Genomic DNA, 19,595 nt, shown 5'->3' with positions numbered 1-19,595 from the left:
CCTCTCTTTTCGTCACTTATACCTCGTCCCAGATCCGCTGTACATTTTCCATTCCGATGCGGGCGCCGGTCATGCCATCTTCCATGCCTTCAAATTCAACCGAAATATAGCCGTCGTAACCGGACGCCTTGATAATGTGCAGGATCTTCCACATATCGAGATCGCCCTGTCCGATAATGGCGCCGCGCAGATAGACGCCGCTTGTACTGGTGAACCAGCCAGCTCCCGGGTTGCGGTGGGAGGGACGCAGGTAAAAGTCCTTGATGTGCACCATGGAGGCATACGGCAGATTTTTCTGCACAGAAGCTACCGGATTCTCGTCCGCACATACAAAATTACCCACATCCAGCGTCGTGCGATAGTTGGGACGGTCAACCGCCTGAATCAGTGCCTGCACCCGGTCAGCGTGCTGGATCAGAAATCCGTGATTCTCGACGCTGGTGGTAATCTCATATTTGGCGGCATAGTCGGCGATTCGGCGGCAGGCATCTGCGAGCCGGTCCAGATGGCGGTTAAAGTTGGCGATGGACACATCCGGTGAAGAGGCCACATCATGGCGCATCAGCTTCACACCGAGCCGAGCCGCGATATCGACTTCGCTCATGACCCGTTCGATTTCCTTTTCATAGGCACTCTGGTCATCGGTCAGAAAATTGGCACCGATTGCATAATTGGACAGCTCAATCCCCTGCTGGCGGGCACGTTCGGCGATTTGCAGTGTCAGCTCCGGATGGTCGGACAGGCTGTAACTGAGCGGCACAATCTCCACATGCTGGCCGCCCAGTTCAGCCGTATAATCGATCACATCGAGCACGGTCATGGCCCCGGAGCTGAGCGCTCCATGCAGGCTGTACGTACTGAGTCCCAGCTTCACAGGATCACCTCCCGGCGCAGATGAGCCGATTCATAAATGGCTGTCAGCATGCGCATCATCTGTACGCCGTCTTCGACCGGACTGATCGGCTGGCTGCCGGTACGCACACACTCGACGAAATGACGAATCTCATTCTCGAATGCTCCTTCAAAATAAAAGCCGGGATGGTCGGTCTGCGGCTGGATATTGAGCACGGTGTTGTACTTTTCCGTCGTAATGGAGACGGCAGGATCGACCTCGAATCCGCCCTTGCTGCCGTACAGGCGGATCATGCCTTCATTTTCCTTGGCATGAAGACTGAAGCTGACATCCACCATCAGGGAAGCACCATTTTTGAAGCGGATCATGACGTTGGCCATATCTTCCACATCGTTCTTGGTCGCGTCGTAGTCGGCTGCTTTGTAGTGGGATAAATGCTGGATATGGGCGCGGTTACCGAGCTCGTAATACGTATTGCCGCTGACCGAGACGGGTTCGGGGCGTCCCATCAGATACCAGCACAGATCAATGACGTGTACGCCGATATCGATCACCGGACCGCCGCCGGAGCGTTCGATATCGCTGAACCAGCCGCCGGGATTACCGAAGCGACGGATATAGGAAGCCTTGGCATAATAGATATCTCCAAAGTCACCCTGATCGCTGAAATGCTTGAGCATCTGAGCATTATCGTCATAGCGGCGAACGAATCCGACCATGAGCAGCTTGCCGGATTCCCGTACAGCGGCTTCGATCTGATGTGCTTCTTCCATCGTGCGGCAGAGCGGTTTCTCGACGAGTACATGCTTGCCGGCCTTGAGGGCGGCGATACTGATTTCGGCATGTGTATTGTTCCAGGTGCAGATGCTGACGGCATCGATCTCCGGATTGGCGAGCAGTTCATTGTAGTCGCTGTAGGCACGGGCGCCTGCATAATGGGCAGCGACCGTTTTGGCTCGTTCTTCATTTTTATCGCAGACGCCGAGAATGCTCACGCCCTCATGATTTGCATAAGGCTTCAGATGATACTCCGAGATGCTTCCGGTTCCAATGACTCCAATACCAATCGTCGTTTTCATGTGCAGTATCTCTCCTGTTCAGCGGAAGTTATGTAGATTGAACCGATTATATAATCCGGCTATGGGAGAGGTCATGAATGGATTTGCGGTTTATTTGGACAATTGTGCTATCCATGATCTTTACGGTATAGTTAAAATTGGAAAAGAAGCCTACATATACTGTTATTTCAATGGAAATCATTCGACGACGTACAGGGAGCTGACGCGTCATCTGCTGTCAGACCCGTACGGTATCAAAGGAGGATGGCCCGTGAACTGGCCGGTGGATCTGCAGGAACCGATGAGTATGCCCGACCCCTATTTTCCGATCAAGCTGAACTTCTGCAAGTCTTATGAGTACGGGCAGGTGATGTTCCCGCATCACTGGCATCGTCATATGGAATTTCTGTATTTTGAGAGCGGCGAAGCGATCATTGAGTGCAATGCCGAGCCGGTGCATGTACGGGCCGGTGATCTGATTGTGCTGAACAGTAATGATCTGCATCAGGGGACGAGCCTGTCCAATCATCTGATCTATTATGCGCTGATCGCCGATCTGAATTCGCTGCAGAGTCCCTCGCAGGATGCGGTGGAGACCCGGTTCATCACGCCGATGAGCCAGAACCGGCTGCTGTTCCGCAGTCATATTAGCGGGGATGAGCGGCTGCAGCGGTGCATGTCGGAGATTGTGGAGGAATTCCGCAGCCGGGAAATCGGACATGAATTATCGGTAAAATCGTACATGTATCAGCTGCTGTCCCTGCTGGTACGCGGTTATGTCGCGAATATCTCGGACTGGAAGCATACCGAGCACCGGATGAAAAATCTGGAGCGGTTCACTCCGATTCTGCAGTATATTGAAGAGCATTACGCTGAAGAGATTACGATCGATCGGCTCGCCGGATTGGCAGGGCTCAGCCGGTTTCATTTCAGCCGTCTGTTCCATGAACTGACCAACCGGACGGTGACTGAATATATTAACCGGGTGCGGATCAATCGGGCGGAGTATCTGCTGCTCAATACGAGCATGACTGTCTCGGAAGTGGCGATGGCTGCGGGGTATAACGATATTTCCTATTTTAGTCGTACGTTCAAAAAATACCGTGATTTTGCACCGTCCGAGACACGAATACTGCTCTCCTGATCGCTATCCAGTGCGCCAGTCTCGCAGTAGGGACAGGAGCAGCATGGAGCAGAATAATGACTGGTTTGAAGAATTGTGCTAATTTTACGGCAACTCGGGAATAAGGGAGATTGGAAAGTATGTTAAGTATGTTGTTATGGGGCGGCATGATTTTTCTGGCGCTCGCGGTATTGTTGAGCAGCCAGATCATGGGCGGAGGATATGCCCGTTGGTCGATGGATGAAGAAGCCGCAGAGACCTACCGGAACCGCAAAAAAGTGCGTATGCGCTGGGCGCTTCGCTGTATACTGGTGGCGATAATTTTATTTGCTGCAGCACTGGTTATATATAATCTGTAAACGAAACAGCATTGATAGAAGGACTTGGGATTGCGCCGTTCCATATTCTGGCGCACAGCAGCGGTTCATTGATGGATCGATCGCATGAATGGCATATGCAGCATGCGGCTGAACTGGCGGAATACTGTCCGCTGTTTATGTCGACCGAATACCGGGTCATGGATATTGAAAACGATCCGGACAGCGAGCAGGAACTGATTCGCTGGTGGACAGAGATGACCGAGGATGGGCATGAAGGAATCGTGCTCAAACCGGAATATATGACGATGTATGATGGAGACCGGCTCATCCAGCCGGCGATCAAGGTCAGAGGCCGCAAGTATCTGCATATGATCTATGGTATGGATTATCTGCAGCCGGAGCATCTGAAAAGATTAAAGCAGCGCAAAACGCGTAAAAAAGAACGCCATGCACTGATGGAATTTGCGCTTAGCTTGGAGTCGGTTGAACGCTTCGTGCGCCGTGCGCCGCTGGAGCGTATGCATGAATGTGTGCTCGCTGCGCTGAGTCTGGAATCGGACGCTAACGATCCGAGATTATAGATATACCAGCAAACGAACATTTATATAAAGGAGTGTGAATAAAATGGCATTTCAAGTGATAGAAGGTGTACGCATCTGGGGTGAACCTGATCCTGGAGCATTGAGTCAGGCGGTGACCTGCTCGCGGACCGGTAATGTGGTGCAAACGCTGCTGATGGCGGATCATCACAAAGGCTACAGCCAGCCGATCGGCGGTGTAGTTGCTTACAGCGGTCAGATCTCGCCGTCAGGCGTTGGCTATGATATCGGCTGCGGCAATAAGGCGGTGCGCACCAATCTGATGGCAGCGGATATTCGTCCGCAGATCAAGGCGGTGATGGACCGGATCTCAGCCAGTATCTCTTTTGGCGTCGGTCGGGTGAATCAGCAGCGGGTCGATCATGAACTGTTCGATGATCCGGACTGGGATGTGTATCTGTCCGCAGCAGGCCGCGAAGGGCATGACAAAATGAAACGGCTGGCCCGTGAGCAGCTCGGTACGGTCGGCAGCGGTAATCATTATGTCGATCTGTTTGAAGAGCAGGAGACCGGCAGACTGTGGATCGGGAACCACTTTGGCAGCCGTGGATTCGGTCATAAGACAGCCAGCGGATTCCTCAATCTGGCGGCAGGTCGGGAATTCCTCGGCAAGGCACCGGGAGAACATATGGATCAGCCGCCGGTACTGCTGGATCTGAACGATGAGCTGGGGGATATGTATTACCGGGCGATGAAGCTGGCCGGGCGGTATGCGTATGCCGGTCGGGATTATGTGATTGACGAAGTGCTGAGACTGCTTGGTGCCGAGGCGGATTTTGAAGTGCATAATCATCATAATTTTGCCTGGAAAGAGCAGCATAACGGGCAGGAGACGATTGTGGTACGCAAGGGCGCCACACCATCTGCACCGGGACAGCTTGGCTTTATCGGCGGCAGCATGGGTGATATTTCGGTGATCGTGCAGGGCAAGGACAGTGCAGAGAATGCGGAGGCCTTTTACAGTACGGTACATGGGGCTGGTCGGGTTATGAGCCGTACTCAGGCTGCCGGTAAAATGAACTGGAAAACCCGTACACGCTCCGGCGGACAGATTACACGCGAACAGATGAAGCAGGCTGTATCCAGCTTTGGCGTGGAGCTGCGCGGGGCAGATACGGACGAGAGTCCATTTGTATACCGCAAGCTGCAAACTGTCCTGGATGCGCACAGCGAGACACTCGATGTGCTGCATGTACTTAAGCCGATTGGCGTATGTATGGCGGGTGCCGATGAATTTGATCCTTATAAAGACTGAATACGCTTTACAATAGTAATAAATGGAACAGATAAATATACTATTTTGGATATGGAAAGAGCAAAGCGTTATCTCGCTGTGCTCTTTTCTGTCTATCTGGAAGAAGCAGAAGAGCGAAATAGCAACATTTTGAGTTATAAATATCTTAAATAAGTTAAATATTTTATTTTAATCGTAATTACGTTATTATTATATGGATAAAACCAGATTAATCCATTAATATAATATTCAGGTTTAGGGGATAGAAATCTATTTTTTTATTTTTTGCCTAGTCAATCGGCTGTACGCATGCGATACTTAAAATTGACAAAAGCAAAAAGAAAATCATATACTATTTCTAATTCTAAATTATGGATATAATTACTATTTAGAACAATTTAATACCATACATATTTAGCAAGTTTGTTGTATATCCATACAGCCTGACCTGTTTCGATATATTGATTGCATTTTAATTTAAAGCGCTTCAATTTTTAGAATCCATACCATATCCATGTATTTAGAAGATCAAGGATTAGCAAAGAAAGGGATGGGGTTTTTGATTAGAAAATCGTTTTATATGTTATGGGGTACACAGACCGTATCGAATATCGCGGATATTGTGTATACGCTCAGTCTGGTGACACTGGTATTTACAGAGAGCGGCTCGTTGTTGACGACGATCTTTATTCCATTGTTCCGGATGCTGTCCAAAATGATCAGCGGGTTGATCGCTCCGCTGGTCATGTCTAGGAGCCGACTCACTTCCATTCTGATTGGATCGCAGCTGGGGCAGTTTCTGATCTTCACGGGGCTAATCTTTTATTTGTGGACGAGTGTTGAACCGTTGTATCCGATTATTTTCATGGCGGTGTTTGGGATGTCCTTTCTGGATGGATGGACCGATCCTGCGCGTAATGCATTGATCCCGAGGCTGGCGACCGGTGACGGTCTGATGCGGGCCAATGGACTGATGTCGGTGAGCGACCAGATCGTCAAGTGCTCCGGCTGGGCACTCAGTGGCGTGATCGTCGCTGTGATCGGGGCGATTCCGACGATGTGGATTGCGTCGGTCAGTTACTTTCTGGCGATGTTTTTTACGGCATTTATCCGTGATCCGTATGCGGCAGCCGGGTTAAGGGAGGCCCACTCCGCAGATTCTGCAGCGTCCGGTGCAGAGGGGGAGCCGCGTAAACCCACTTACGGGCAACAGCTCTCCGAAGGATGGAAAATTCTGGCCACCAACCGGCGTATCCGTACGCTGGCGATTGTCGATAATATCGATACGCTGGGCGGAGCAGCCTGGCTGGGTGCGTTTATTCTTGCCTTTGTCGTGCAGGTGCTGCATAAAGACGTAAGTTGGTGGGGATTTATGAATACAGTCTTCTTTATTGGATCAATTGCAGGAGGCGTGTTTATTATAGCCCGTGTGAAAAAAATACAAAAGAATGCATATCTGCTCATGCTGCTCAGTCTGCTTGTTTATGTAGTGGTTACATTCTTCTTTGCTTTTAATACGATTCCTATGCTGGCCCTTATATTGCTGGCCATATCAGGACTGCCTGTACAAATCGCTGGTGTCATTCGTCAGACACTGATCCAGCAAAATCTGACGCCGGAAGAGACGCCGAGCGCCATGTCTGCCCTGAGTGTGCTGAGTAACTTCACATTCGCGATTGCGATGCTGCTGCTGGGGTGGATTGCCGATCGGTTTGGGATGCGGGATATGTATGTAGTGGCGGGACTGATGACCACTGCGGCTGTTGTGCTGGGATTTGCCTATCGGGCGGTGTTCCGGGAGCAAGTGGCAGGGGGCTATGCGGCGGAAGAGAATGTTGTGGTAAACAAAGCCTGAGATGTGCCAATGTAAATGTACTGATTGAGCATTATTTACTTTCATAACTAAAGGCATAAAAAAAGAACATACACTAAAAAGAACATACATCAAAAAGAAGCAACGGCTTTCGCCGACCTGCTTCTTTTTGGCATAGTCTTCTATAGTCATCTTCTACAGTAACATTATACGAATGAGCCGCTTGTTCCACTACGCTGGGCTATACACCGGAGTAGGCCATAAAGCCGCCGTCCACAGGTACGACAATACCGGTAACGAATCCGGAAGTATGCGGATCGGCCAGCCAGAGCAGGGTGCCGAGCAGGTCCTGCGGTATGCCGAATCGCCGCATGGGGGTATGGGCAATGATTTTCTCCGAACGGGCAGTCAGTGAGCCGTCGTCGTTTTTGAGCAGCTTTTCATTTTGTGCGGTCAAGAAGAAACCGGGGGCGATCGCGTTGACCCGGATGCCGGCATCGGCAAAGTGAACAGCCAGCCACTGGGTGAAATTGTTGATCGCTGCTTTGGCTGCGCTGTAAGCCGGTACTTTGGTCATTGGAGCGAAAGCGCTCATGGATGAAATATTGATCACTGTTGCACCCGGGCGGTCGATCATGTTGCGCGAGAATACCTGGGTAGGGATCAGGGTGCCGGTCATATTCAGATCGAGTACCTGCCGGAACCCGTCAATCTTGATATCGTAAAAGGTCTTTTTCAGTTCATCGTCCAGATCGGCTTCCCGAAAGCTCTCCTCGGAAGTGTTGGCATCCGGGTGGTTGCCGCCTGCCCCATTGATCAGAATATCGCAGGGGCCGAGCTGGGTAGTCACCGTGGTCTCAGCGAGAATGACACTGTCTTCGCGGGTCACATCGCAGCCGACCGCTATCGACTGTACGCCAAGGCTGCGAATCTCCTCGGCCAGCTGTTCCCCTTTCTCCACGGTACGATTCAGGATGGCAATATGGCAGCCCTGATGGGCAAGCTCCAGTGCCATCGCCCGGCAGAGCACGCCGGCCCCGCCGGTAATGACGGCAACTTTTCCATGCAATCCTTCATGCAGCGGCAGGGGCTGGGTACTCGACTCGGCAGGCGGCTCATGTTCCTTGGCCTTTACGGTACGGATTACTTCGCGCAGTGTCTTGTCTACCAGCGAGCTGCCGGTAGAGGGAGCTGCCGGAGCAGCTGGCGGCTGGGGAATATCGGAAAAAGACTGCAATCGCGTATTATCCGCAGATCCGGCAGCCTCAAAAACCGGAATGCGGGAAGCCGCCTCTGCAGATCCGGCAGTCCAAGAAACCGCAGTGTCGGAGTCTGCCTCCACAAAGGCAGGCTCCTTGACGATACCCGAAGCAGCGAAGCGATCGGCAGCTGCAGTTTGCGGCTTATATTTATTCATCGCTGATCCCTTCCTTTCGGTTCGTCGCTGCAGCAAGAGGGCGATTCTGGCGATACTGCAGGGAGTCCCATAATCCCCACAAATACATAATCCCGAGCGCACGGTCATACAGTCCATAGCCGGGGCGGCACTGCTCTCCCCAGAGATGGCGTCCATGATCCGGACGGCAGTACCCGGTGAATCCTTCTTCATGATAAGCCTGCACGATCCCGGCGATATCAACCGTGCCATCTATAGTACGGTGCGATGTCTCCTGAAAATCGCCGTTTTCTTCCACTTTGACATTGCGGATATGTGTAAATGGAATCCGGTCTGCAAACTCATGAATCATCGAAATGATATCATTGTCCGGATTCGCGCCGAGCGATCCGCTGCACAGCGTAATACCGTGCGCCTTGCTGTCATACATGCCCAGGAAGCGGCGGATATTGTCCTGACTGCGTATAATGCGCGGCAGGCCAAAGATCGACCAGGGCGGATCGTCCGGATGAATCGCCATCTGGATGCCGTTGGCCTCAGCTACAGGAATAATCTCGTCCAGAAAATACTGCACATTCCTCCACAGATCCTCTTCCGTAAATCCCTGATATGCTTCAAACAGCTCGGTCAGATGGGAGAGGCGCTCCGGCTCCCAACCGGGCATGGTCAGCGCGGAGTTGGATTGAATCTGCATCACCAGTTCAAATGGGTCCATATTCTCAATCCGGCTGTTTTCATAAAACAGGGAATTGGATCCATCCGGCAGCGGATGATGCAGATCAGTGCGAAGCCAGTCAAAAATCGGCATAAAGTTATAGCAGATCACTTTGACACCGGCTTCACCCAGATGTTCAATCGTCTGCTTATAGTTGGCGATATAGCGGTCACGGCTGGGAAGTCCCAGCTTGATGTCCTCATGGATGTTGACACTTTCCACGACTTCGATATGTAAGCCGTAACGCTCGCTGAGTGTCTTCATCTCCTGCACCCGTTCCCGTGGCCAGATTTCACCCACGGGAAGATCATGCAGAGCCCAGACGATACCTTCCACGCCTGGAATCTGGCGCACCTGGTCCAATGTAACGGTGTCATTATTCTCACCGAACCAGCGAAATACCATTCTCATACGGTTCACACTCCATTGTTGATATTATGCTGCGCATGGATGTCTTGGCCGGTTGTGTGCTTTATTTATACACCTGCCTCCAGCGGTTGACGCATCTGGAGATAGGTTTTGCGGTAATGACTTGGAGAAATGCCCGACCAGCGCTTGAATTGGCGGCTGAAATGAGCGATATCCCGGTAACCGAGCGTAGTCGCGATATTCTGGATGGACATCTGCGGATCGGCCAGCAGCAGCTTAGACTTGTGCAGCACCAGATTGGACAGGTAGCTGCGCGGCGAGATGGCAAATACCTGATGGAAAATGCGGTTACAGTGCGAAGGGCTAATGCCCAGCTCGGCAGCAATATCGTCGATGCCATAATGTGAATCCGGACGCTCGGCGATCTGGCTCGGATTGCGGCTCACGATGCCCTGCAGCCGGGCGGCAATCTGGTGTGCCAGCTCCATATGGGCATAGGTGGACGGTGAGACCTGCGCCGCTTCATTCAACAGAATTTCCCACAACACGCTGAACAGCTCAAAGGAAGCTGCCTGCAGACGAATCCGGCGGGTAATCATGTGCTGGCTCTCATGTTCGGCAGCATGGACGAGCTTCATGATGCACGGCTGAATCTGCTGCGCCGCCATGCTGTCCTTGCGAAAAACAAGCTGATGCAGACGTTCCAGCAGCGACAGGAACACCCGATCATTCATTTCAAAATGAATGCATACATAGACCAGCGACTGATCCCCGACACTGCGGCTCGTATGCGGAATACCCGGCGGCAGAATAACGACATCGCCGGCCTGCTGGGTATAGCTGTGTGTACCCGCTCTCATCTGCTGGGTTCCCTGCAGAACATAATTGATCTCATACTGGTCATGCTTATGACTTGGGCATTCCCAATCCCGGCTAACCTCCCGCAGATGGATACCCAGCAGATTAACCGTCGTCTGTACGTCCGGACAGATGGTCTCAGACAGGCTGATTCCCCATTCCGGTGATATAAAGGAAGTAGACATCGATAACCTCCAATCTCACATTTTATGCTTGAAAGAGTTCTGTTGTAAAAGGCTTCAATGAGCTGTACAGTATCGTAATAAATGGATATGGGTAATTTTGCTAGTCTTATTATTCCCAGCATACATGGATATCATTAAAAATGAAAGGGTTTTCATTAATAACGTTGAAATGAATATTAGGCGAATCCCAGACTGGTTGGAAGCTCTTTGCAATACTCTCTAAAGAGTTATCGCAAAACCTCTGGTATAATGGGTATAATTACGATAAATATCTACAAGTATCTACAGAAAGGCTGTCTGGCATGGCAAAATACCCGCAATGGTCCTACTCACAGTCCAGGGCCAATATGTTTGATGAGTGTCTTCGTAAATATTACTTTCACTATTATGGTTCCCATAACGGCTGGAATGAGAAGCTCGGTTCGGAAGAGCAGGTGCAGGCCTATCGGCTGAAGCAGCTGCGTAATTTCTATCTGCTGTTTGGCGATCTGGCGCACCGGATGTGCGAATCGGCGCTGCGACAGTGGGACGAATCCAAAAGTTCACCGCGGCCCGAGTTTCTGGATACCACGATGCGCAAGCTGCTCAATGACGCGTATGTACAATCCCGCGACCTGGAAGGCTGGTTGCGTAATCCCAAGCATCATATGATGCTGTCCGAAATCTATTATGGCGACGATACCCTGAACAGCCGTATTGCCACAATCAAGCAGCGGCAGGAAGAGTGCGTGCGTCACCTTTATCATAACAAGACCTGGCAGGAGATTACCGGCAGCCAGGTGAATATTCTGGAAATCGAGAAATGGGATACGATGATTCTGTTCGACACCAAGGTTTATGTCAAAATGGACTTGTTATATCGCAAAGAAGATGGCACAGTCGTCATTGTAGACTGGAAAACCGGCCGCGAAGATGACTTTTCCGACCAGTTGTACCTGTACGCCTCGTATGTTCAGGAAAAATACAATATGCCCCTGGAAAATATCCAGATCCGGGTAGAATATCTGGTTACGGGAGAGCATCAGGAATACAGCGTAACCCGTGAAGATATCGCCAAAGTTGAACAAAACATCGGCAGGTACATCGAAGAGATGCGTTCCTGTCTGGATGATGATTATTATAACCGGCCCAAGCCGGAGTCCTACTTTACAGCAATGCCGTCTCTACGCAAATGCAAAGAGTGCAATTTCCGTGAAATCTGTAAAGACCGTGCAGTCTGAGCGTCGGAAGATCTGCCTATTGGAGCAAGCTGACGGGATATGTAATGAGCAATAACTGACCGTGCACTACGTTCAGGGCATATTAATTAAAGGAGGATTGGTTCGTGGATATCTCATCTGCACCAGGCATGTCCTTACTAGCGCATATATATAAGCATACCCCGCAAGGGATTGCAGTCTTCTCGCCTCAAGGTGAATGTCTGCAGGTCAATCCCGCTTTTTGCCGGTTACTGGATTATGAAGAGGACGAGCTGAAGCAGTTTTTGAATATACAGAAGCTGGCGGACAGCTGGCTGTATCAGCAGCAGAACGACACATTGGAGCGGCGTCTGATGCGGCGCGACCAGAATACGATCTGGTTATCCCTGCAAGCGTCACGCTATCCGGATGTACCGGAGCAGGATATGGAGTATCTGGTGCTCTATGCCAGTGAAATTGCCGATCGGGAAGAGGAAGACCTGTATACGATGGTCGCTCGCAATTCATCCAGTATAATCTCCGTCAGCTTGCCGGACGGTACGATTAACTACGTATCGCCTTCGATCAAAAAAGTGCTCGGCTACGAGCCGTATGAAGTTATGAATTCCAAGCGGATGGAGTATTACCATGAGCAGGACGCCCAGGATATGCTCAAGCCGGGCCATATGTATAATGACAGCAAAACATTTATTCGCCGGGCTAGGCATAAAGAAGGGCATTATCTGTGGATCGAGGTCTTTACCCAGACGATGCATAATGCAAGCGGCGAAGTGGAGCGAATTCTCAGTATTGCGCAGGATGTAACCAAGCGCAAAGCCCAGGAAGATATTATCTCCCGTGCCCACAAGCTGGCCCAGATCGGTGCCTGGGATTGGGATATGGTCAATAATCGGATTCATTTCTCCAGGGACATCCGGCGAATCTTTGGCAATGTAATGAAACCGGTGGAGCTGAATACCGATTCGTATATGTCCACCATTCACCCGGACGATGCCGAACGGGTCATGAAATGTATTCTGGATGCGGTTCGTGACGGTACCAATGGGGAAGCCCTTTACCGGATTGTACTGCCCGGTGATATACAAAAAGTCGTGCAGGCTTACTGGGAAGTGATTACCGACAAAGTCAGCGGTCAGCCGCTGCAAATTATCGGCATCGTGCAGGACGTAACCGCCGGCCATCAGATGAGTGAGCAGCTCCGGCAGAGTGAACACAATTACCGCCTGATTACGGAAAATTCACTCGATATGATCTCCCGGCATTATGATGATCAGGAATTCACATTCCGTTATGTATCGCCGGCCAGCATGATTATTCTTGGTTATGAACCCGAAGAGCTGATCGGTCGTTCCTGCTATGAATTCCTGCACCCGGAAGATGTCGACAAGGCACATCAATTCCTCGAGGAAATCAAAGGAAAAGGCAGCCAGCATGATACAATCATTTTCCGCTATCGGCACAAAAAGGGCCATTACATCTGGTTCGAGACCGTCAGCCGGTACGCCTACAACGAGCAGGAAGGCAGCTATGGCTATACCTCGGTCTCTCGTGATATTACGGAACGCAAATATCTGGAAATGGTGCTGCGTGACAGTGAATATCGCTACCGGTCCCTGTTCGAGAATAATCCATCCGGCGTATGTGCAATGGATCTCAAAGGGCATTTCCTGTCGGTCAACAGCAGTCTCGAGGAGATTACCGGCTTCTCTCGTCATGAATTGATCGGGCGCCGGATCTTCAGCTTTTTCTCGGCCGGAGATCTCGAAAAAATTACTCACCATGCCCGGATGGCGGCACGTGGCGTTCCACAGACGTATGAGATTTCGGTGCCGCGCAAGGACGGCTCCTTTTTCCCGGCGGACGTTATTAATGTGCCGATTATGGCGGATACCGAAGTTATCGGGCTGTACGGCATTATTACCGAGACGACCAGGCTTAAGCAGTATATCAGTCAGATTGAGAAGCTGGGCAATGAACGTGCACTAATCCTTGATTCGGTCTCGGAAGGCATATTCAGTGTGGATGCGGAAGGCCGCGGCATTTTCATCAACCGGGCCGGTGCGGAAATGCTGGGTCTGACGATACCCCAGCAGGAAGGCCAGGGTCTTTATAACGCCGATGGCTGGAATCAGGCACTCTATGATGTGGATATCCTGAACGAACAATCGGCGATTATCCAGGCGATCAAGCAGGGAACCCCGCATCAGGCCCAGGAGACGATTTTCTGGAAAAATGACGGATCCAGCTTCCTCGCTACCTACCGGGTGACACCGGTGTACGAGCAGGGAGAATACCGCGGGACGGTTATCGTCTTCCGGGATATTACGGATGAGAAGGAGATTCTGCGCGCCAAGGAATCCGCCGAAAAGGCAGACCGGGCCAAGTCGGAATTCCTGTCTGTGATGAGTCATGAGCTGCGTACACCGATGAATGGTATTATGGGCATGACCGGTCTATTGGCCGATACGGAGCTGGATGAACAGCAGCGCAGCTATCTGGAAATTGTAATGAACAGCAGTGAGACTTTGCTGCAGCTGCTCAATGAAATACTGGACTTCAGCAAGGCTGAAGCCGGAATGCTGACACTGGAACCGGCACCATTCGAGACGACAAGAGTACTCGATTCGGTCGCGGAACTGTTCCTGATAAGAGCTTCCGAGAAGGGGAACGAACTCACTGTCGAGATCGGTCCCCAGGTACCGGAGATGCTGGTCGGTGATTCCGGGCGGATTCGCCAGATTCTGATTAATCTGGTAGGGAATGCGGTGAAGTTCACGGAGCAGGGCCAGATCAAAGTGTCCGTCCGTGCCCTGGAGCGCTCCGAAGGACAGAGTGACCATCCGGAAGAGATCTGGCTTGAATTTGCTGTACAGGATACAGGGATTGGCATTGCCCTTCATCAGCAGCACCTGCTGTTCCAACCGTTCTCCCAGCTGCATCCGGTCTGGAACCGCAAGTATGGCGGCACCGGTCTCGGACTGTCCATTTGTAAAAAGCTGGTGGAGTTGATGGAAGGCAGTATCGGTGTGTTTAGCGATGAGAATCAGGGCGCGATGTTCCGGTTTGTACTCAAGCTCGGTATTGTCCCTTCGCATCAGCAGGACGAAGCCGATAAACAGCAGCCGGTGAGTATTCATGCCGGCGGTCACACCGTCAGGACAGCTGCGGTCAGCATAACGACAGAAATGCCGGAGCTGCGCATACTGATTGCCGAAGATCATCCTTCCAATCAACGGGTGATGCTGTCCATGCTGCAGCGGGAAGGTTACACGGCGGACCTGGTCATGAATGGGGAAGAGGCTGTTCAGGCCTGTCTGGCCAAAACGTATGATCTAATCTTTATGGACGTACAGATGCCGGGCATGAATGGACTGGAAGCTTCCGAAATGATCCGGGGCCATTTTACTGATGAACAGACTCCCCTGATTATCGGAGTAACGGCATTTGCACGTCATGAAGACAGGGAGCGCTGCCTGGCTGCAGGCATGCATAACTTTATCAGCAAGCCGATAATCGGTTCCGAACTGCAGCGGGTACTGCAGGAAAGTATAGCCATGCTCCGCCTGCGACGCCCGATCCGTGATCCGCAGCTGTAAGGATCAGAGACGTCTTCCAAAGTGGCAGCAAGGCGCTGTATAAGAAATAAAAAAGGATCGCCCGGCAATCATTCGGGTGATCCTTTTTTGCATGGATTTTCCAAAATATAGTGTTATACCGGATCGACCTGTACCATGGATTGTTTGCCGCTGACCTGAATGCCGGTCTGGGGTTTGCCGACTTCCTTGAGATCGCGGAGCAGGTCTTCGATAATCGCTTTGGCTTTGGCGGTTTCCTTGCTTCCCTGGGTTTTAACAACGAGCAGGACGGCATTACCGGACTGCAGAATGCGGTGTGCCTGATTTTTCTTGGTTTCATAATCGCGATCTTCGATATTGGCAGTAAGACGAATTTCTTTGACCTTGGCCGGGCGGTCGCTTTTGGCAGCCTGCTGTTTGTTCTGTTTGGCGGCTCCGGCAGCGATCAGCTGACAGGGCGGCGGGCTGCTGAATAGCGAATTGCATACCAGATCGACCTTTAGCTGCCTAGCCATCTGCAGCGCTGCGTTCGTCGGCATAATCCCGAGATCTTCACCGCTTAGACCGGTCAGATGTACTTCGGATGCTTTGATCTTTTCATTTTTTATCATGGATGATTCCTCCAGCTTGTCTATTGATCTTGTCTTATTATCAGTTACACTAGCTATCAGGCTGTATTGTACCATAATCGCTCTCCCGCAAGGCACAGCAAGCCATGCGGATAGCCAAATATCATACACCCATATTTACATAAAATTACAGAGTTATTTTACAAATGGTTGGGAAGCTGGGATAATGGAAAGGAATTCCGACTACGAAAGGGGATTAATCATGAAAAGGAAATTATGGATTACACTTCCACTGGTACTGCTGTTAATCGTGCTGTCCGGTTGTCAGGCGGTTGGGAATCTGGATATCAAAAATGCCATGATCCGCAACTTGGATGTCAAATCAATGGAATCCAGTCAGACGCTGTCGGTTCAATTGACACCTTCCAGTACAGCCAGTGCAGATGACATCAAGATGGCCACCATCCTGAACTCGCTGCAGTTGAATATTGATAGTGCCAAACTTCAGGCAGACGGCAAAGTTTCCATAAAAGGTGCCGTGCAATACAGCGGCCAACAACTGCCATATCACCTCTATCTGGATGACAGAGGAATGACCATCGATCTGGAGGGCGCGAAACAGCCAATATACATATCTTTTGCCCTCAATGATTCCATGACAGGCCTATCCGGTCTGAGTGGCAGCTTGACGACTACTTCCCTTCAGGGAGAAGAACAGGAATTTGCCAAACAAATCATCTCTTTCCTGTACACCCATTTGCCGAATCCATCCGATATCTCGGTGAGTTCCGTGCAGCAGTCAGTATACGGCGAGACTCTTGATCTGACTCAGCTGCATGTGGAGCTGACAGGACAGGAATTAATCACACTGGTCAAACCGTTCCTCACCAGCATTTCGCAGGATGAGCAGGGAATCCGTGAGCTGATTGGTGTATTCTATGACTTTATGGCCTCTACACTCGAAAAAGCCGATGACCAATCATCAATGGACACGATGGGAAGCAGAGAGGAATTTGTAAATAGCGGATACAAGGAAATCAGCAAAATGCTTACACTCGTTCTGAAAGAGTATGACAGCCAGCTGGCTGAATTGCAGGAATCGCCTGAATTTAATACTGTGTTCGGACCGAATACACGTGTCAGTACCGATGTATATTTCGATAAGGATATGTATATCCGCAAGCAGTCCATGGAGTTGACGATTGCACTGCCGGATACGGAGTATACACCATTTAGCTCAATCGGTATTACAACAGCAAGCGAAGTGTGGAATATCAATGGCGATGTGACTGCCGATCCGGTGGATACTGCAGGTGGTGTACTGCAAGTGTCCGAGAAGACAACGCCAGGTACATTCCTGCGTAACTTTGAGGAGACGTCTCCACTGTACATGCTGCTCAACAGCATGAATGGCATCACTGTAAAAACAGTTTATTTTGGAGACTATGGTGATTATAACGATGTTATTACCCGCAATCGTGTAACTCTGGTCCCGGCCAAGGATCTGGCAGAAGCGCTGGATGCCAAAATGGAATGGAATGCATCCGCCAAGCAGCTCACACTGACCGATGATATTACTGGCACGGTGACTGTACTGAAGCTGAATTCCAACCAGGCTGTAGTCGATGGACAGACCCAGACACTGTCTTCCAAAGTGATCAACGTCAAGGGCAAGGTTTATGTGCCCCTGCGTTCGGTAGCTGGAATTCTGGGTGCGACCGTGACTTCCGAAGGAACTGCCTTCACAGTAAACCGTAAATAAATTCACATTTGTGCAGAAGCATATAATAATAACGAAAAGGACCATATCCCATGGCGGATTGGTCCTTTTTATTATATGAATATTTACATAAAAATGCATATTCCTTGTCGAAAAAAGTCAATGAAAAGGCAGCACAGAGAAACAGAGACGGAAAGAGCGCATAAAAATGCCTGTTATTCGGTCAAATTCAGTCATTTAAAGGTAAAAAACGAAAAAAAAGATAAATGAGTAATTCGCATCATCTCAATTAAAGCAGATGGAGGTAGAATTTATCCATAAATACTTTTTATTAGAAATATATAGGAGTCGCAGCAAAAATAGTCCTCTATTGATGAGCAGAGACTGTACATAGTTCTCTCCAGTACACCTAACAACTGTGAAACCTGTATATTCTAAAAATAAGGCATGGGAGGAGGCAGCCATCCTGTGGCTGGGCAAAAAACAGGGATGATAAAAGCGTGAATAAAAATGGAAAAATATAAAATAATATGTAATCAAGTGAGTCAACAATCTAAAATATGGTTATTTAACCGTCAGGGAAATATTCATTCATTTTTTGGGGAGAAATGGATGTAGACAGTAACATCAGTCTTTAAACTCAGACGGTTCTATGGGAGTGGAACTGTAATTGGTACTCGATGATGTATTGCACTTCTACAGAAAGCTATCCCATCCGCTTTATCACAAATATAAAGAACGATTGAATTCAAAAGGAGAGATTTAAAATGGGATTGCTTACTTTTAAAAACGGAATGGTACTGGCTGGCGCATTGTTTCTGGGGACTGTCTTTCAGGGTGGAACAGCGCATGCATTGCAATATGGTGGAGATATCGTACCGGCACTAAGCAGCAGTGTTGGCAGCAACGGTACAGCCAAAGCCAGTGTAGAAGAAACAGGCTATGAAGCATGGAGAGCTTTTGACAATAACGGAACTGGCGACAGCTACTGGAGAGCACCGGCAGGCGGCATGTCCAGCCTGTCTTACGAACTGAACCAGAAGCAGGTTGTCAATAAATATACAGTACAGGCAGATACGTATGATGCGGCAGATGCACCAAAAAAATGGCAGTTCGCCGGCAAGATCGGCAACAACTGGCTCGTAATCGATGAGCAGTCCAACCAAAGCGGCTGGGCAAAAGGTGAAAAACGTACGTTCGAAGTGGATAATGATGTTGCTTACTCGGGTTATGCCCTCTTCATTACCGGCAACAACGGCAGCAAATGGGTAGGCATCAATGAGCTGGAACTGGCCCAGTTTGACGGCAATACCAATGTCATCCCGGCCATGAGCGCTCCTTCAGCGACACCCGGCAATACAGGTCTCGCAGCTGGCAGTACAGCTACAGCATCTGTGAATGCAGAGTCCGCCTGGAAAGTATTTGATCATTCACTGAGCAGTGACAGTGCCTGGACATCCGATGCACAGCGCTATGTAGATGCATCCCTGACCTATACATTTGCCAGTCCAAAAGTGATCAAAGGTTATGCGATCGCGGTAACCAGCAAATCGACGGCTCCGGTATCATGGATGCTGGTAGGCTCCAATGACGGCAAAGAGTGGGAAGAAGTCATTCATGAAGTGAAATCCTCCATGCGCTGGGAGCCAGGCCAAAAGAAAATCTATGCTGTAGATAACGATAGTGCCTACAAGGCGTACAAACTGATCATTAACCGCAACTCCGGCCCGACTCAGATTGTAGTGAATGAATTGGAATTGTATTAATAAAGAGTAAACGTAGAGAGCAGCAGCAGTTTGAATACCGTTTTCTCTATATATAGTAGAGCGATAACAGAAGTATGGAACATAAGATGATATAGGTACGATATGTAAAAAGGAGCAGCCTCTGCATAGGCTGCTCCTTTTTTGTTGCGGACAGGGTCTGGACCTTATCGGATAAGCTCGGTGTACGTCCATTGAAGGGAATCGCCATATCTTCTGCCTATTTTATGGGTAATAATACGATAG

At 50.0% G+C, this 19,595-nt stretch carries 15 protein-coding genes; 9 read left to right on the top strand and 6 right to left on the bottom strand.

The genetic code is table 11. The features are described from left to right. Nucleotides 1-16: 16 nt before the first annotated feature. Both M1D61_RS17710 and M1D61_RS17705 read right to left on the bottom strand, forming a co-directional pair. A complete protein-coding gene (locus M1D61_RS17710) occupies nt 17-874 on the bottom strand; it encodes a sugar phosphate isomerase/epimerase family protein (protein ID WP_458119928.1) in 858 nt (285 codons plus the stop codon). Next, nucleotides 871-1,932 (bottom strand): Gfo/Idh/MocA family protein, encoded by a 1,062-nt coding sequence (locus M1D61_RS17705; RefSeq protein WP_458119927.1) that lies wholly within the window; start codon nt 1,930-1,932, stop codon nt 871-873. Before M1D61_RS17705 ends, M1D61_RS17710 begins: the two co-directional genes overlap by 4 nt. A 250-nt stretch (nt 1,933-2,182) precedes the next feature. On the opposite strand from M1D61_RS17705, the gene M1D61_RS17700 reads away from it, so the two are divergent. The 5 genes from M1D61_RS17700 to M1D61_RS17680 all read left to right on the top strand — a co-directional run bounded on the left by M1D61_RS17700 (nt 2,183) and on the right by M1D61_RS17680 (nt 7,042). Further along, complete coding sequence (locus tag M1D61_RS17700; RefSeq protein WP_458119926.1) at nt 2,183-3,055, top strand: helix-turn-helix domain-containing protein; 873 nt, start codon at nt 2,183-2,185, stop codon at nt 3,053-3,055. A gap of 119 nt (nt 3,056-3,174) precedes the next feature. Further along, nucleotides 3,175-3,393, top strand: coding sequence for a hypothetical protein (locus M1D61_RS17695; RefSeq protein ID WP_458119925.1), 219 nt, complete (start codon nt 3,175-3,177; stop codon nt 3,391-3,393). A gap of 11 nt (nt 3,394-3,404) precedes the next feature. Continuing rightward, on the top strand, nt 3,405-3,935 hold the full coding sequence (locus M1D61_RS17690; protein WP_458119924.1) for a hypothetical protein: 531 nt from the start codon (nt 3,405-3,407) through the stop codon (nt 3,933-3,935). Nucleotides 3,936-3,978: 43 nt separating this feature from the next. Continuing rightward, entirely contained in the window at nt 3,979-5,208 is a 1,230-nt protein-coding gene (locus M1D61_RS17685; RefSeq protein WP_458119923.1) for an RtcB family protein, read from the top strand. Between the two features lie 538 nt (nt 5,209-5,746). Beyond that, on the top strand, nt 5,747-7,042 hold the full coding sequence (locus M1D61_RS17680) for an MFS transporter (protein WP_458119922.1): 1,296 nt from the start codon (nt 5,747-5,749) through the stop codon (nt 7,040-7,042). 199 nt (nt 7,043-7,241) lie between these two features. Here M1D61_RS17680 and M1D61_RS17675 read toward each other — a convergent pair whose 3' ends face one another. From M1D61_RS17675 to M1D61_RS17665, 3 genes are all read right to left on the bottom strand, one after another. Beyond that, the gene (locus M1D61_RS17675; protein ID WP_458122550.1) at nt 7,242-8,087 is read right to left on the bottom strand and encodes an SDR family oxidoreductase; all 846 of its coding nucleotides are present in this window, start codon (nt 8,085-8,087) and stop codon (nt 7,242-7,244) included. Between the two features lie 322 nt (nt 8,088-8,409). Next, nucleotides 8,410-9,522 carry a mannonate dehydratase gene (uxuA, locus tag M1D61_RS17670; RefSeq protein ID WP_458119921.1) on the bottom strand — a complete coding sequence of 371 codons (1,113 nt, stop codon included), beginning with the start codon at nt 9,520-9,522 and terminating at the stop codon, nt 8,410-8,412. A gap of 65 nt (nt 9,523-9,587) precedes the next feature. Continuing rightward, nucleotides 9,588-10,523, bottom strand: coding sequence for an AraC family transcriptional regulator (locus M1D61_RS17665; protein WP_458119920.1), 936 nt, complete (start codon nt 10,521-10,523; stop codon nt 9,588-9,590). A 302-nt stretch (nt 10,524-10,825) separates the two neighbouring features. On the opposite strand from M1D61_RS17665, the gene M1D61_RS17660 reads away from it, so the two are divergent. Continuing rightward, on the top strand, nt 10,826-11,743 hold the full coding sequence (locus M1D61_RS17660) for a PD-(D/E)XK nuclease family protein (RefSeq protein WP_458119919.1): 918 nt from the start codon (nt 10,826-10,828) through the stop codon (nt 11,741-11,743). A 104-nt stretch (nt 11,744-11,847) separates the two neighbouring features. After that, nucleotides 11,848-15,318: a PAS domain S-box protein gene (locus M1D61_RS17655; RefSeq protein ID WP_458119918.1), complete on the top strand. Its 3,471-nt coding sequence runs from the start codon at nt 11,848-11,850 to the stop codon at nt 15,316-15,318. Nucleotides 15,319-15,431: 113 nt separating this feature from the next. On the opposite strand, the gene infC is transcribed toward M1D61_RS17655, so the two are convergent. Next, nucleotides 15,432-15,908 carry a translation initiation factor IF-3 gene (infC, locus tag M1D61_RS17650; RefSeq protein ID WP_458119917.1) on the bottom strand — a complete coding sequence of 159 codons (477 nt, stop codon included), beginning with the start codon at nt 15,906-15,908 and terminating at the stop codon, nt 15,432-15,434. A gap of 220 nt (nt 15,909-16,128) precedes the next feature. Here infC and M1D61_RS17645 point away from each other — a divergent pair, with 220 nt between their 5' ends. Continuing rightward, nucleotides 16,129-17,628, top strand: a complete 1,500-nt coding sequence (locus M1D61_RS17645) for a copper amine oxidase N-terminal domain-containing protein (RefSeq protein ID WP_458119916.1) — start codon at nt 16,129-16,131, stop codon at nt 17,626-17,628. A 725-nt stretch (nt 17,629-18,353) separates the two neighbouring features. Beyond that, nucleotides 18,354-19,352 (top strand): hypothetical protein, encoded by a 999-nt coding sequence (locus tag M1D61_RS17640; RefSeq protein ID WP_458119915.1) that lies wholly within the window; start codon nt 18,354-18,356, stop codon nt 19,350-19,352. The last annotated feature ends 243 nt before the right edge of the window (nt 19,353-19,595 follow it).

It is taken from the genome of Paenibacillus sp. Z6-24, assembly GCF_054161335.1.
Note: the sequence above shows the minus strand (reverse complement) of the source record. Positions and strands in the feature narration are given on the sequence as shown.

Coding starts and splice junctions, on each gene's coding strand:
- M1D61_RS17705 (WP_458119927.1), bottom strand. CDS start 1,932: ATGAAAACGACGATTGGTATTGGAGTCATTGGAACCGGAAGCATCTCG.
- M1D61_RS17695 (WP_458119925.1), top strand. CDS start 3,175: ATGTTAAGTATGTTGTTATGGGGCGGCATGATTTTTCTGGCGCTCGCG.
- M1D61_RS17685 (WP_458119923.1), top strand. CDS start 3,979: ATGGCATTTCAAGTGATAGAAGGTGTACGCATCTGGGGTGAACCTGAT.
- uxuA (WP_458119921.1), bottom strand. CDS start 9,522: ATGAGAATGGTATTTCGCTGGTTCGGTGAGAATAATGACACCGTTACA.
- M1D61_RS17665 (WP_458119920.1), bottom strand. CDS start 10,523: ATGTCTACTTCCTTTATATCACCGGAATGGGGAATCAGCCTGTCTGAG.
- M1D61_RS17660 (WP_458119919.1), top strand. CDS start 10,826: ATGGCAAAATACCCGCAATGGTCCTACTCACAGTCCAGGGCCAATATG.
- infC (WP_458119917.1), bottom strand. CDS start 15,908: ATGATAAAAAATGAAAAGATCAAAGCATCCGAAGTACATCTGACCGGT.
- M1D61_RS17645 (WP_458119916.1), top strand. CDS start 16,129: ATGAAAAGGAAATTATGGATTACACTTCCACTGGTACTGCTGTTAATC.
- M1D61_RS17640 (WP_458119915.1), top strand. CDS start 18,354: ATGGGATTGCTTACTTTTAAAAACGGAATGGTACTGGCTGGCGCATTG.